The organism is Candidatus Kryptonium thompsonii, assembly GCF_001535985.1.
Classification (GTDB): Bacteria; Bacteroidota; Ignavibacteria; order Kryptoniales; family Kryptoniaceae; genus Kryptonium; species Kryptonium thompsonii.
Genome location: NZ_CZVS01000014.1, coordinates 21173 through 34662, shown reverse-complemented (window position 1 = coordinate 34662; position 13490 = coordinate 21173). Strand labels below are relative to the sequence as shown.

Sequence of the window (13490 nt, the reverse complement as noted above, 5' to 3'; positions counted from 1 at the left end):
ATCTTTTCCATCCTCTGCTTCAACTATATCCGTATACCCAATGTTTTTTAAAGCAATTATTACAATGCTTCTCATCGTTGGTGAATCATCAACAACAAGAAATCTGATCTTCCCATCTACCATGAAGCCTCACCTCTTTTAGTTTAGATATTTTGAAACTTCATATTGGATTCTCTTAACATTAAGGGGCTTGATGATATAAGAGTTAGCCCCAAGTTTTAATCCAGTGTCAATACTTTCCGCATCGGAAAGGGATGACAATATTATTATCGGGATATTCTTGAATCTTTCATCGGAGCGCAATGATTTTATAAGTTCAAATCCATCAAGATTTGGCATGTTTATATCCGTGATTATAAGATCAACAAATCCAGCCCGTGAAAGAACCTCAAACACCTCCATGCCATCCGAAGCGGTCAAAACTTTATAACCCATGTTTTCAAGAGCAAGTGAGACAAATTTTCTTATCGTTGGCGAATCATCAACAATAAGTATTGTTCTTGTCATAATCTCTCACCTCACTCTTTTTTATACCCGATCGTTTTATCAAAATAAACTACTTTAAATGCCTTTGTAAGATTTCTTAAACTTTCCGAATACCCAACTATAAGATAACCACCCCTGTTCAGCGAATCATAAATCCACGAAACAACTTCACGCCTCGAATTTTCATCAAAGTAGATCAAAACATTTCTTAGCAAAATAAGATCAAAATTTCTCATCGTCACCATTTGAAACTTATCCATCAAATTAAGCTGTTTAAACTTAACAAGCCTCTTAACATCCTCAATTAAATGAAACTCCTCATCGTTTAAAATCGTGAAATATTTTCTCATATAATTTTCAGGGACATATCGCACCGAATATCGTTTGTAAATCCCTCTTCTCGCCACATCAAGCACTGCGCTGTTGATATCCGTGCCGATTATTTCAACATTAACATCTGGATACTTTGGCTTTATCTTTTCAAGAAAAATCATCGCAACTGTATACGCCTCATCCCCCGTTGAACATCCCGCGCTCCAAATTCGCAAAGTTCTAAAACCGTTCCGTGGCTTCGATTCTATAATCTTGGGCAGAATTTCTTTCTCAATTGTATCAAACTGCGCTTCATCACGGAAGAAATATGTTTCATTTATCGTGATTAACTTGAACAAAACATCAAGTTCGCTTCCCCGAAATGGCGAATATCTTAGATAATTCAAATAATCACCGTATGTTTTCAAACCGAGCGTCTCAACCCTTGGCCGAAGTTTTGATTCGATGAAATACTTCTTGCTCTCTGGAAAATATATACCCGTGATCCTCACAATAAAATTTCTCAACTCCAAAAATTCTTCATCAGTTAATGCTAAAACATCCGTATTTTTTCTCTGAATCAACATAATAAACATTGTTAAGGTCTTTAATTTTAACCCATCTCAAATTGACATCAAATAAGCTTTTAAAATTGGATCGGAATCCATTTTAACCTTCTGCAAAATCTCCTCAAATATAACTTTGTCAAGTGATGAAATAAGGTTTAAAACAGCGATTTTTTTCTCCGCCCCGACCCTATTAAATATCTCCAACAGCTTTTCAAGAACCAAGTTTTTCAACACGGAATCCTCAAAAATTTCTTTAGAATTATACAGCGCTAACTCCACTAAATTGATAAAGCTTTCATCATCAACACTATTTTTAAGCGAAAACAAAATAAACTCCTTCGCTCTCTCATTTACAATTTCAAATGCCTTCTCAGATATCTCGCCATTTCCATCCAAAAGTTGGATGATGAAGCTTTTGACTTCGTCAAGCTCGATCCGTTCTGAAGCAAATTTCAAAAAGCAAACTTTAAAGTTTAAGTCATCTGTTCTCTCAAAAATTTCCTTGCCCTGTTCAAAAAATAATTTGAAAAGATCCTCCCTCATTCCAAATTTATACCCCAATTGAGCACATAATTCGACAACTGCAACAGTTGCCATTTTCCTAACGGCGACATTCTCATCATGGATCAAACCAATTAAAAAATCAATGTATTTTTCATCGCCAGCCTTGCCCAGTGCCTCAACGATTGCGCCCTTCAAAATTGGATCATCGCTGATTTCAAATGCCTCAACTAAAAAATTGCATACAACTTTTTTATCCTTTGCTCTTTTGCCAATTTCCCCAAGAGCTTCGACTATTTGAAGTCGGGCAAATTCCGATTTAGAAAACATATCAATCAGATGCTTGGTCACCCTATCATCACCAATATTTCTAAGTGCTTCAATTACTGATGTTACAACATTTGGATCTGGATCGTTTAATTTCTCCACCAAAAAATCAACAGCAAATTTAGCCTTCATTAAACCAATTATATCAATAGCTATCTTTCGAACATCTTTATCTTCATGAGTTGCAAGCTTTGAAACTTGATCAAATGCGTCTTCACCAATTTTTAAAAGCAGTTCAGATGCTAAATTCCTCACCCCAATATCCTTGCAATAAATAAGGTTACAAATTCCCTCGACGATTTTCTTTTTTGATTTCTCAAACCTGTTAGCGATTAAAACAAGCGCAGTTGCAACTGCATCACGAACTCCTTTGTCCTCGTCTTTTAAAAGGTCAAGCAATTTCCCAAGCACTTCTTCTCTGTCACCAAAATTAACGCTCGCTTCAACCGACAACCTTCTCTCATCAGGGTCAAACGAGCTTAAACCCGAAATTATTGTCTCATAAGCCCTACTCATACCTCTTGTAATTTACTTCTTACAATTATTCCCATGTCTTCCTCAAAGACAGAGTTTTTCATATCAAAACTTATCTCTTCCTTTGCACCATTTATTTCAACGTAAGTGTTTTTATATATTGTGCCATAGACAATCAATTTTGCTTTCTCCGTCTTTCTCATATCATCAAGCAAATTCTTACGCAACTTTTCAAGGTGTTGAAGTCGCCTTGGTATCTCGTCACGCCATTTTATAAGATTTTGAAGTTGCCTTTCTTGATCTTCGGGAAGCTCTCCCCAATCAATCTTTAATCGTGCAAGTGCATATATCTCTGATTTAACTCCCTCAAGATATGACTCAAGCCGTCTTATTTCAGCCGTTATCTTCTTTAATTTTTCCGCCTGTTTATCTCTTCTCCCAATGATTATCACCGTTTTTGAATATTCCGCACCCCCAATACTTTTTGCCTCAATTCCACCTTTACACATTATCGTCCCACCAATTATTACCGCATCTTTTGCTATGACCCTACCACCGCATGTGATATTTGCGTTAACCGCCTCACGTTTTATAGTTACATCCCCGTCAGCAACAAGATTCTGATTTGTTATATATCTCAGCGAAACATTACCATGAACATAAAGTCGCCCCTTACCATAGCCAATAAACCCACCTCCTATGAGAGCATTACCTTTAACTTCAACATCAGCATCCTCAATGTTTCCATAAACTTCAAGATTTTTGCCAACATCAACTTTAGCACCCGATTTTATATCACCCTTAACTATCAATGTTCCAACAAAATTGAGTGGCCCAAAGGTTACATCAACATTACCCTCAATGCTTAAAACAGGTGAAACCTCGATCGTTCCATCTTCATTGACGACGAGATTTCCATCAGATGTAGCAGTTATAACAGAACTATCCGATTCCGAAATGGACACATTTTGACCGAGAAAGACATCAGCGGGTTTTCCCGATTTAGCTTTTAAAATCTCGCCTGTCACTGTAAACCCATCAACACCAAGCGTTGGCGGATAAACTGTCGCTATCTTCTCCCCAGCCTTGACATTTCTAACAAGGGTCTTTCGGCTCACATCAAATTCGAAAGAAATATATCCATCTTTCCCATTTACAGCTGGGCTACCCTCAGCTATTAAAAATTCTCCTTCCTTGGGATCGTTAAGCAAAGCTTGGATTTCGCTAATTTTAACTCCTTGAACGACGCCATTTGAATTAACAAAATTTAAAATATCGTCAACACATAAATTTTCAATCTCATTTCTTGATTCAACGATTAAATAAGCTCTGAGTTTGTCGGGTGAAATTTTAATTTTCATCTGTTTTAACGGGAACTTCTTTTAAAGATTCTTTTTCTTCAGCGCTTAAAACTTTTTCAAGGTCAAGCAAAATCAAAAGTCGATCATCTAGCTTCGCTATTCCAGTTATGTATTCGGAATCAATTCCTGAAGAAATAAGTTCTGGCGGTGGCTCAACCACCTTTTTTGAAATCCTTAAAACTTCACTTACACTGTCAACTATAAAACCAACTATCTTGTTATTTAGCTCAACTACAATAACTCTGGTATTTTTATCATATTCTTTCTCTCCGAGTCCGAATTTCTTTCTCAAATTCACAACAGGAACAATTTTCCCTCTTAAATTTATCACACCCTCAATGAAATCAGGTATATTTGGAACATGGGTTATCTGAGTTGGGCGATTTATTTCTTGAACTTGGAGGATATTCACACCGAATTCCTCGTTCCCAATTTTAAAGCTTACCAGCTGAAGCCCTTCTTCGTAATTTCCTATGTTTACAAGATCTTGAAGGCTCATTGTTGAACACAAATTTTATTTTTTATAAACCATTCCCACCAACCCTTGCGAACTTTTCATATCTTCCTCTATCGATTGTCTCGCCAATGTTAAATCGCATAACTATTTGCCTCAATTTCTCCGTAAGTTTGCTTAAATCATCAACTGCTTTTGCAATTTGATGAACCCCTGCTGATGTCTGCTCTGCAATTGAACTTATCGATTCAACTGCCTTGCTTATGTCCTCACTAACTCTTGATTGTTCTTTATTTGCTCGCGATATCTCGGAAATTAAACTTGCAACATCTTCCGCATTTTGAACAATTTGTTTAAGCGCAAGATTTGCCTTATCCGCAAGCCGAATTCCTGTTTCAGCAACTTCCAACCCCGATTTCATTATTTGTACAACCTCATTCGTATCGTTTTGTATTTTCTTTATCATATCGCTTATTTCCTTGGTAGCCTTCATTGTTCTTTCAGCCAGTTTTCTAACTTCGTCGGCAACAACTGCAAATCCGCGTCCTTGCTCGCCAGCTCGAGCTGCTTCAATCGCTGCGTTAAGTGCAAGCAGATTTGTTTGATCTGCGATATCTTCAATCACATCAATTATTTCGCCAATTTGGGTGCTGCTTTTACCAAGGATTTGAACGCTTTGGGCTGAATTTCTCACAACCTCAGCAAGCCGATGCATCTGCTCAATTGTTGACATTACCGCTTTGCTTCCCTCAGTCGCAGATGAACTATTCTCGCGGGCAAGTTCTGCTACCCTTTCCGCTTGATGTGCGTTTTCAATTATTGTCTTTGACATCTCCTCAATCGCTGAAACAACCTCCGAAATTTGCCTCGCTTGATCCTGGACCGCTGCCGACATTTCCTCGGCTGAGCTACTTATCTGCGATGTCGAATTAGCAACCGCATTGCTCGAATCAATGATTTCTTTTATCAAAACTCTTAAATCATTTATCATTTTGTTAAGTTTTTTAACAAGCATCCCAACTTCGTCATCCTTTTCAGCAACTGCCTCCTTCGTTAAATCCCCATTTGCAACAGATTCAACCACATCAGAGATTTTCCTGAATTGATCCTCTAAATATCTTTGCTGCTCCTGCGCTCTTTTTCTGGCTTCATCTGCTTCAACTCGCAATTTTTCCGCTACCTCTCGTTGAGAAGTTACCTCCTCAATTGCGTTTTTGATATTTTCAACCATTTTATTAAATGATTTCATTAAGGATCCAATCTCATCATTCCCCTCAGCAGATTTATCAGCAATCGCAACATTGATATCGCCTTGTGCGACTAATTCAGCCGCATGACGAATTTTCTCAACGGGCTTCACAAATAATACTACTACAAGATATCCAAAAGCTAAACCAAGCAAAATTGCAAACGCAATAAAAGCAAAATTTATAAAATGCGCCTTCGATATAACCGCGTTTATTTCATCCTTCGCAAAGCCAAATCTCACATACCCCACGAGATTAGCTTCACGGTAAACTTTAGCTTGAAGGTCAAGTGTATGACCAACTTCTATCGAAAATTCTGTGTAATCCATATCCCCCTTAAAATCCCTTAACTTCTTTCTTTCATCAGGTAAAATCTTAAGGTTTTTCTCAACAAGCACCTTGCCATCAGAACTATACACAGCGATATATCTTGTAAAACCATCTTCGTAAAAACTTTCGATTAACTGATTTAACTGATTTGTATCTTGCAGCAAGATTCCATAAATAGAATTAGATGAAAATCCTTTAACTATAGATTCAGCTCTTTTTAAAAATTGTCTTTCCATCTCCCTGCCAAGAATTATCGAATAAATAACAGAAACTACCAAAGCGATAACAATAACAATTAATTCAATCCCAATGAAAGTTTTATAACGCCATTTAAGATTGTTGAATTTCCTAATTAGCCACATATTGAACCCTCTCCTTATAGTTTTCTGGAACTGTTAGTTGAAGCGCACTTGCAACTTTGTTATTCACATAAACTTTAATCTCTTCCCCCGAAACTTCAAGTGAGAAAAGGGCGCCTTCTTTAACGAGTTCCAAATTTGAAACCGCAACCGGAATTTTCTTCAAAAGGGCATTCTTAAAAATATATTCCCTTGCTACCGGTTGCGTGGATACATCGTCCTCACTAAAAATCCAAATGAAATCAACACTATTATTCACCAACTCCTCAAACCCTCGTGATACATCTTTCAATTCTCTTACATCTACCACAATAATTTTAACCCCGATCGAAAAAGCAGGACGTTGAAGCTTTTCTACAATTCCCCGATTCCTACTCAAATCACAAATCACTCCAACCTTTTGAATCTCCGGCTTGAAAGACTTCATCAAATAGAGATATTGCAGTGGCGTACCCTTTTGAGCAAAGACAAGGGATTGAAAAAATATCAGAAGAAAAATTGCCTTCTTCATTTTTGTCATCCCTCTTTATTATTATGATTATTATGGTTTGAATTTGCTAAAAGTTGAGTTATCAACTTTTCAAGTACCCCAAGAGCAACGGGCTTTTCCAAAACTGCGACAACACCCAACTTTTTAATAACCTCGTTGTCAATCTCATTTGCAAAACCAGTTAAAATAACAACCTTAAAATTTTGCTTAAACTTTAGAATCTCTTTTAACATTTCAATTCCTGTCATATCAGGCATTTTGTAGTCAGTGATCAAAATGTGAAATTCACTGCTGAGAGCTTTTTCAAGTCCTTCTTTACCATTGCTGGCTTCAATAACCACCAAGCCCAGCAGCGTCAAAAATTCCTTCAAAGTTATTCTCACAACCTCATTGTCGTCAACAAGCAAAATGATCTTTTGCACTTGTCTAAATCTCCATATCGTTCTTTCAAATCACCTTTCCTCAGTTCAAAATTTATGCCACCCTTTATCGTTTTAATTTTTCGCAAATTTTGAGTATATATTTCAAAGTTGATGGCTAATATTAAACACTTGCACAGATAAGTTGAACAAAGTTAAACATCATTCTTCAATTGCTTGATAATGAGGCGTGGATTTAATATATTTTTGAAAAAAATGAAACGGCGAAGATAATGATTTTTAAGAAAAGAACCCATACTTGTGGAGAATTAAGAGCAACTGATGTCGGAAAAACAGTTACATTAAACGGTTGGGTGGACAGAAGAAGGGATCTTGGGGGCTTAATTTTCATCGACCTTAGAGATCGCTACGGAAAAACACAAATTGTCTTCTCCCCCCAGCATAACTTAGAAGCATATCAAATCGCAAAGGAATTAAAATCCGAATATGTAATTTCAGTAACTGGAAAAGTCGAGCGTAGGCCCAAGGGAGCTGAAAACCCATCGCTTCCAACGGGTGAAATTGATGTGCTAGTAGATGAAGTCCAAATTTTAAGCAAATCTGAAAATCCACCTTTTTTAATCGAAGATGATATAAATGTCTCCGAAGAGCTTCGCCTTAAATATAGATACCTCGACCTCAGAAGACCTTCGATGCAAGCAAATTTCCTGATAAGACATAAAATGGCCCAAATCGTCAGAAAATACTTTGATGAAAATAATTTTCTTGAAATAGAGACATCTTTCCTTGTTAAAAGCACACCCGAAGGGGCAAGAGATTTTCTCGTCCCAAGCAGAATTCATCCTGGAAAATTTTATGCTCTTCCACAATCACCCCAGCTTTATAAACAAATCTTGATGGTTGCTGGATTTGACAGATATTTTCAAATTGTCAAATGTTTCAGAGATGAAGACCTAAGAGCAGATAGACAACCCGAATTTACACAAATCGATGTTGAAATGTCATTTGTAACGGAAGAAGATGTTTTCAACATCGTTGAAGGTTTGATGGTTAGATTATTTAAGGAAATTAAAAACATTGAAATCCCAACGCCATTCCCAAGGATACCTTACACCGAAGCAATTCAAACTTATGGGACGGATAAACCCGATTTAAGATTTGACCTAAAGATTGTAAATGTCACAGATATTTTTAAAGGCACTGAATTTAAAGTATTCAGAGAAGCCATAGAAAATGGGAACTTAATTTGCGGATTAAATTTGCAGGGGTGTGGAAATTATTCAAGAAAGCAAATTGATGAAATAACAACCCTTGCAAAAAATTACGGTGCTGGTGGACTTATCCATTTCAAAGTTGAAAATGGTGAACTTGAATCTCCAGTTGCAAAATATATGTCCAAATTTTCACTTCAAAAATTAAAACAACAAATGAATTCAAAAGATGGTGATTTGATAATTTTAATTTCAGATAAACCGGAGAAAATTTACTCAATCCTCGGAAATATACGGCTTGAGCTTGGGAGAAAATTAAACTTAATCGATGAAGATGATTTTAAACTTGCCTGGATCGTCGATTTCCCACTGCTTGAATGGGATGACGAAGAAAATCGTTGGGTCTCCGTACATCATCCATTTACAGCACCGAAAATCGAAGATATTGAGCTACTTGACGTTGACCCTGGAAAAGTTCGTGCAAGAGCCTATGATCTTGTTTTAAACGGCAATGAAATAGCAGGTGGAAGTATAAGAATACATGATGCTGAACTTCAACAGAAAATTTTCAAACTTCTTGGTATTTCAGAAGAAGAAGCGAAAAGAAAATTTGGTTTTCTCATCGAAGCATTTAAATATGGAGCGCCTCCGCACGGTGGAATTGCATTCGGCTTTGACCGACTTGTTATGCTTTTCACAGGTATGAAATCAATTCGCGATGTCATAGCGTTCCCAAAGACAAGCAGCGCCATCTCACTTATGGATGAGGCACCTTCTGAAGTCGATCCAAAACAACTTGAGGAGCTTCACATTCAGATTAAAAGGGAAGACTAATAAATGCCTTAACTACTTCACCAAAACTACCTTGATGCTTTTTGCGAAGGTTCCAGCAACCATCTTACAGAAATAAATTCCAGATGTGACGGGGCTACCTTCTTCATTCCGTCCATCCCAAACGACTTTATGCTTCCCCGCTCTTTTTAATTCATCAACGAGGGTTTTTACTTCCTGGCCAAGAACATTATAAATCTTCAAACTAACCCATGAATCAAAGGGTAAATCAAACTCAATGATAGTTTCACTGTTAAATGGATTCGGATAATTTTGGTACAATTCAAATTTATTCGGCATTCCCTCCCCAAATTCAGCAACGAAAACCGGGATCGTCGAAACCTCATTTGAAGGTAAGCTTTCATTATGAAGTTTATCAAAAGCAGTTACAACAAAATAGTATCTTTTACTGGGATCTTCAATTTGCACAGAATAGCTTACCCTTGAACCTTCAACTACGGCAACAAGATTTTTTATATCACCCACATCAACTGGTGATGTTTCAGATTTGTAAATTGCATAGTACTTGACACTATCTCCATCCGACGCTAAGCCGGGATTACTCCAAATAAGCTCAAACACCCTATCTGAAGTCTTTCGAGTGATTAAATTAAATGGCGAATTTGGAGGCACCGCATCAATCCACGGCATCGTCGGAATAAAAGCAAAATATTTATACCTTGAACTTTTCAAACTATCAATCAACCCTTTCAAAAGCAAAGATTTGTATCTGAAAAAAGTATTACCTTCAGCTCCAACCGCCCTGGTTGTATCTATTTGTGAAAGTATCTCAGAAACTTCCCAATTTCCTGAATTTGAGTCCATTCTATATGCAGCGGAGCCAGCGTAAATATGCCTGCCATAGCTGTTATTTCTCCAATCTCGAGCAAGAACATTAAATTTAGGATTGTCAGCTATATTCCAATAAATTTGGGGTGAATGATAATCATGTTTACCCTCCATCAACCATCTTCTTGAATCCTGATAAATAGAGCAATACGCTTGCCATCCCGTTGCAACTGGCGTTGTACCACTTGGACATGAACCACAATTTCGAGAATAGATATAAACACCGCTTGAATCGCATATATTTCTGTAAATTCCAATGGGTGCTGAGCCAACCTTAACCCACGGTTTCACTCGCTTTATGCTATCATACACAGCCCTTACAAACTTATTTATGTTCTCTCTCCTCCACTCGTTTATATCTGGATACTCATTTGCGTAAAGCGCATATGTATCGCTATCTGGAAAATCAGGATTTGGGTACCTTATAAAATCAAAATGTATTCCATCAATATCGTAATTTCGCACGAGTTCCATAACAACATTTATCAAATAATTTCTTGCCTCGGGTTTTCCCATATCAATCCACCATTCGTTATTAGGTTTGTAATACTTAACATATTCAGGATGACGCAAGACTATATGCGGTGGATTTGTATTAGGTGGAAGCGTTGAATCATCTTTAACTTTAACAACATTCCACCATGCATGGAATTCCATCCCACGTTTGTGAGTTTCCTCAATTGCAAACTTTAATGGATCATATCCAGGGTTTCGACCAAGTGTTCCAGTTAAAGAAGTTGCCCACGGCTCATATTGGCTTGGATAAATTAAATCACCACGGGCACGAACTTGCATTATAACCGTGTTAAAATTTGCGGATTTCAAATTGTCAAGGATTTGAATTAATTCATTCTTTTGTTGTTGAATTCCGCTTGAACTTGTTGCTTTTGCAGTTGGCCAGTCAAGCCCATAAACCGTTGTGAGCCACACTGCCCGAGTTTCCCTCTTTGGATAAACTTGCGAGAAAAGATTTGAAATTAAAAGGATGGATAAAATAAAGCTGTAAAGTTTTCTCATGTAGAAGTTAGTTTAATTTTGTTTTGCTCAAATAGAAAATCCACAGCTCTTTCAATTTCATCAAAATTGATATCGTCAAAAAATTTCATCTTACCGATCTTGATGGGCAGATACATATTTAATCGCTCTGATAAAATTTTCTTGTCGTAGCCAATATATTTCAAAATCAAGTTTCTTTCAAGAAGTTTTTGCGGAAAAACAACCCCAATTTTAAAAATGACCCTTTTTATTCTTTCAAATTCATCCAAACTTAAAATGCCCCTGTTTAAAGAAATAAAACTTTCCCCAAGCATCCCAAACATAACAGCTTCACCATGTTTCAATCTTTTATAATTAAGCGATGCCTCTATGCCATGGCCAATCGTATGCCCGAAATTTAAAACCATCCTCAATCTTTTCTCCTTTTCATCTTTACTAACAATGCGAGATTTAACCATAGCCGACCTTAACACGAGATTTTGAACGATTTTAGGATTAAGATTTAACACGCTTTCAAAATTTGTCTCAATCATTTTAAAAATTTCCGCATCCATTATTATTCCACACTTAACCACCTCACCAAGTCCACAAATAATCTCACGCTTCGGCAAGGTTTTTAAAAAACTTATATCTGAAAAAACAAAAACAGGATGATGAAAAGCACCTATTAAATTTTTCCCAAGCTTATGATCAATCCCAACTTTTCCACCTATTGAACTATCAACCATCGCAAGAAGAGTGGTTGGAAATTGAATTAAATTCACACCACGAAGATAAATCGCTGAAGCAAATCCAGCAAGGTCTCCGATAACTCCACCACCAAAAGCAACTATAGTTTCATCACGACGCAATTTCATCTGAATCAATTGTGTGATAATTTTCGAAAGGACAGATAAACTTTTGCTCGTCTCCCCAGGATTTACAATTATAACCTCCGGGCTAAATCCACCCCTTTTTAAAATGCTTAAAAGTTCATCTAAGTACAATTCAGAAACAATTTTATCAGTTATAACAGCCAGGTGTGGTTTTATTCCATGTTTCTTGCAAAGAGATGGAAATTTACTAAAAATTTCATTCCCGATGTAGATCGGGTATCTTGTATTTTTCAAACTCAAAATGATTTTATGCAATTTTGCCTTCAAGTTTATTTAAAATTTCATCGATGGTTTCCTCAATGCTTTTTTCCGTCGAAACTAAAATATCAGCTTGTAAATAAAACGGTTCCCTCATTTTCAGCAATGATAAAATTCTCTCAAAGAGCAATTTCTCCGGTAAAATATTTCCCTGATGGTCGAGTAAAAGGGGTCGATCCGTTTTATATTTTATTCTTTGAAGCAAGACTTCGGGGTTTGCCATCAAATAAATTAAAATGCCTGACTCCTTTACAAGATAAAGATTATCAGCAAATGTGATGGTTCCACCACCGAGAGCTACAACAAATCTTGACAGTTTTAACACCGTTTCGATTAAAATTTTTCGCTCAATGTTTCTAAAATAAATCTCGCCCTTTTCGCGAAATATATCGACTATCTTTTTGCCTTCAATATCTTCAATTAGGTCATCGACATCAAGAAAATCATATCCAAGATGCTGCGCAAGCAATGGTCCAATCGTACTTTTTCCGCTTCCCATAAATCCAGTTAAAAAAACAAGCGATTTACGCATACAATTCAATCCAATTTTTTTATCCTGTAAATTAATACAACTGCCTTCGTTCCCTTATACATGATTTCTTTTTTCAACACTGTCTCAAAACTGAAATTTTCATCCTTTAAAATTTCAAAGAACTCACGCGAAGTTATTCTATTTGGATCAGCCAAATAGCAAATGGATTGTGGCATCATCGTAGCTTTTAAAACATTTACCAAATCGCCAAACAAGCTGCGTTCATAAATTATGTCCGCACCAATTACAAAGTCAAATTTTTCAGAAATAAATGGATGTCTCCAATCAAGATAAATAAATTTTGCATTTTTTTCATCGCCGATGTTTCTTATGTAATTTCTTCTTGCATACTGCAAAGCCATCATTTCATAGTCAGTTGCAGTAATAATAGCATCTTTGAGCCCAAGGGCTACGCTCGTCAACCCAAGCCCACACCCAAGTTCGAGAACTTTTTTATTCGTAAACTCATCCCTTCCAAGAATGAACTCCGCAAGAACAACCGCTGAAGGCCAAACCTCAATCCAAAAAGGAATATTGTCATCAACAGAATATTTCTCTACAACATCGTCTATCGCTTTACCACTGTCAATTGGATCAATAGGTGATTCGATGAAAATTTTTTTATCTAAAATTTCAAATGTCAGCAAA

13 protein-coding genes are annotated in these 13490 nt (G+C 36.7%); 1 reads left to right on the top strand and 12 read right to left on the bottom strand.

Translation table 11 applies throughout. From position 1 onward, the window contains the following. Positions 1-138 precede the first annotated feature (138 nt). The 8 genes from AWW78_RS02820 to AWW78_RS02785 are packed head-to-tail and all read right to left on the bottom strand — an operon-like array spanning position 139 to position 7332. Positions 139-507, bottom strand: a complete 369-nt coding sequence (locus AWW78_RS02820; RefSeq protein ID WP_047134115.1) for a response regulator — start codon at positions 505-507, stop codon at positions 139-141. Positions 508-518: 11 nt separating this feature from the next. Then, on the bottom strand, positions 519-1385 hold the full coding sequence (locus AWW78_RS02815) for a CheR family methyltransferase (RefSeq protein WP_159421223.1): 867 nt from the start codon (positions 1383-1385) through the stop codon (positions 519-521). 36 nt (positions 1386-1421) lie between these two features. Continuing rightward, positions 1422-2711 carry a HEAT repeat domain-containing protein gene (locus tag AWW78_RS02810; RefSeq protein ID WP_047134113.1) on the bottom strand — a complete coding sequence of 430 codons (1290 nt, stop codon included), beginning with the start codon at positions 2709-2711 and terminating at the stop codon, positions 1422-1424. Further along, positions 2708-4030, bottom strand: a complete 1323-nt coding sequence (locus AWW78_RS02805; protein WP_047134112.1) for a DUF342 domain-containing protein — start codon at positions 4028-4030, stop codon at positions 2708-2710. Before AWW78_RS02805 ends, AWW78_RS02810 begins: the two co-directional genes overlap by 4 nt. Further along, positions 4020-4529 carry a chemotaxis protein CheW gene (locus AWW78_RS02800; RefSeq protein WP_047134111.1) on the bottom strand — a complete coding sequence of 170 codons (510 nt, stop codon included), beginning with the start codon at positions 4527-4529 and terminating at the stop codon, positions 4020-4022. The genes AWW78_RS02805 and AWW78_RS02800 overlap by 11 nt, the downstream gene beginning before the upstream one ends. A 22-nt stretch (positions 4530-4551) precedes the next feature. Next, positions 4552-6423 (bottom strand): methyl-accepting chemotaxis protein, encoded by a 1872-nt coding sequence (locus tag AWW78_RS02795; protein ID WP_075426067.1) that lies wholly within the window; start codon positions 6421-6423, stop codon positions 4552-4554. Then, positions 6410-6931 carry an ABC transporter substrate binding protein gene (locus AWW78_RS02790; RefSeq protein WP_176693949.1) on the bottom strand — a complete coding sequence of 174 codons (522 nt, stop codon included), beginning with the start codon at positions 6929-6931 and terminating at the stop codon, positions 6410-6412. The genes AWW78_RS02795 and AWW78_RS02790 overlap by 14 nt, the downstream gene beginning before the upstream one ends. Before the next feature lie 5 nt (positions 6932-6936). Beyond that, the gene (locus tag AWW78_RS02785) at positions 6937-7332 is read right to left on the bottom strand and encodes a response regulator (RefSeq protein ID WP_047134109.1); all 396 of its coding nucleotides are present in this window, start codon (positions 7330-7332) and stop codon (positions 6937-6939) included. Between the two features lie 230 nt (positions 7333-7562). Here AWW78_RS02785 and aspS point away from each other — a divergent pair, with 230 nt between their 5' ends. Then, complete coding sequence (aspS, locus tag AWW78_RS02780; protein ID WP_047134108.1) at positions 7563-9335, top strand: aspartate--tRNA ligase; 1773 nt, start codon at positions 7563-7565, stop codon at positions 9333-9335. A 12-nt stretch (positions 9336-9347) separates the two neighbouring features. Here the strand turns inward: aspS and AWW78_RS02775 are convergent, their stop codons facing one another. The 4 genes from AWW78_RS02775 to AWW78_RS02760 are packed head-to-tail and all read right to left on the bottom strand — an operon-like array spanning position 9348 to position 13489. After that, positions 9348-11198, bottom strand: coding sequence for a glycoside hydrolase family 10-like protein (locus AWW78_RS02775; RefSeq protein WP_075426066.1), 1851 nt, complete (start codon positions 11196-11198; stop codon positions 9348-9350). After that, a complete protein-coding gene (gene aroB, locus AWW78_RS02770) occupies positions 11195-12307 on the bottom strand; it encodes a 3-dehydroquinate synthase (protein ID WP_075426069.1) in 1113 nt (370 codons plus the stop codon). The genes AWW78_RS02775 and aroB overlap by 4 nt, the downstream gene beginning before the upstream one ends. After that, on the bottom strand, positions 12300-12842 hold the full coding sequence (locus AWW78_RS02765; RefSeq protein WP_047134107.1) for a shikimate kinase: 543 nt from the start codon (positions 12840-12842) through the stop codon (positions 12300-12302). Before AWW78_RS02765 ends, aroB begins: the two co-directional genes overlap by 8 nt. 5 nt (positions 12843-12847) lie before the next feature. Next, positions 12848-13489, bottom strand: coding sequence for a class I SAM-dependent methyltransferase (locus AWW78_RS02760; RefSeq protein ID WP_047134106.1), 642 nt, complete (start codon positions 13487-13489; stop codon positions 12848-12850). Position 13490: the final 1 nt, after the last annotated feature.

Bases quoted from the DNA above. Each gene is read 5' to 3' on its own strand.
- AWW78_RS02775 (WP_075426066.1), bottom strand. From the start codon at position 11,198: ATGAGAAAACTTTACAGCTTTATTTTATCCATCCTTTTAATTTCAAAT.
- AWW78_RS02800 (WP_047134111.1), bottom strand. From the start codon at position 4,529: ATGAGCCTTCAAGATCTTGTAAACATAGGAAATTACGAAGAAGGGCTT.
- AWW78_RS02810 (WP_047134113.1), bottom strand. From the start codon at position 2,711: ATGAGTAGGGCTTATGAGACAATAATTTCGGGTTTAAGCTCGTTTGAC.
- AWW78_RS02795 (WP_075426067.1), bottom strand. From the start codon at position 6,423: ATGTGGCTAATTAGGAAATTCAACAATCTTAAATGGCGTTATAAAACT.
- AWW78_RS02765 (WP_047134107.1), bottom strand. From the start codon at position 12,842: ATGCGTAAATCGCTTGTTTTTTTAACTGGATTTATGGGAAGCGGAAAA.
- AWW78_RS02790 (WP_176693949.1), bottom strand. From the start codon at position 6,931: ATGAAGAAGGCAATTTTTCTTCTGATATTTTTTCAATCCCTTGTCTTT.
- AWW78_RS02820 (WP_047134115.1), bottom strand. From the start codon at position 507: ATGACAAGAACAATACTTATTGTTGATGATTCGCCAACGATAAGAAAA.
- aspS (WP_047134108.1), top strand. From the start codon at position 7,563: ATGATTTTTAAGAAAAGAACCCATACTTGTGGAGAATTAAGAGCAACT.
- AWW78_RS02815 (WP_159421223.1), bottom strand. From the start codon at position 1,385: ATGTTGATTCAGAGAAAAAATACGGATGTTTTAGCATTAACTGATGAA.
- AWW78_RS02805 (WP_047134112.1), bottom strand. From the start codon at position 4,030: ATGAAAATTAAAATTTCACCCGACAAACTCAGAGCTTATTTAATCGTT.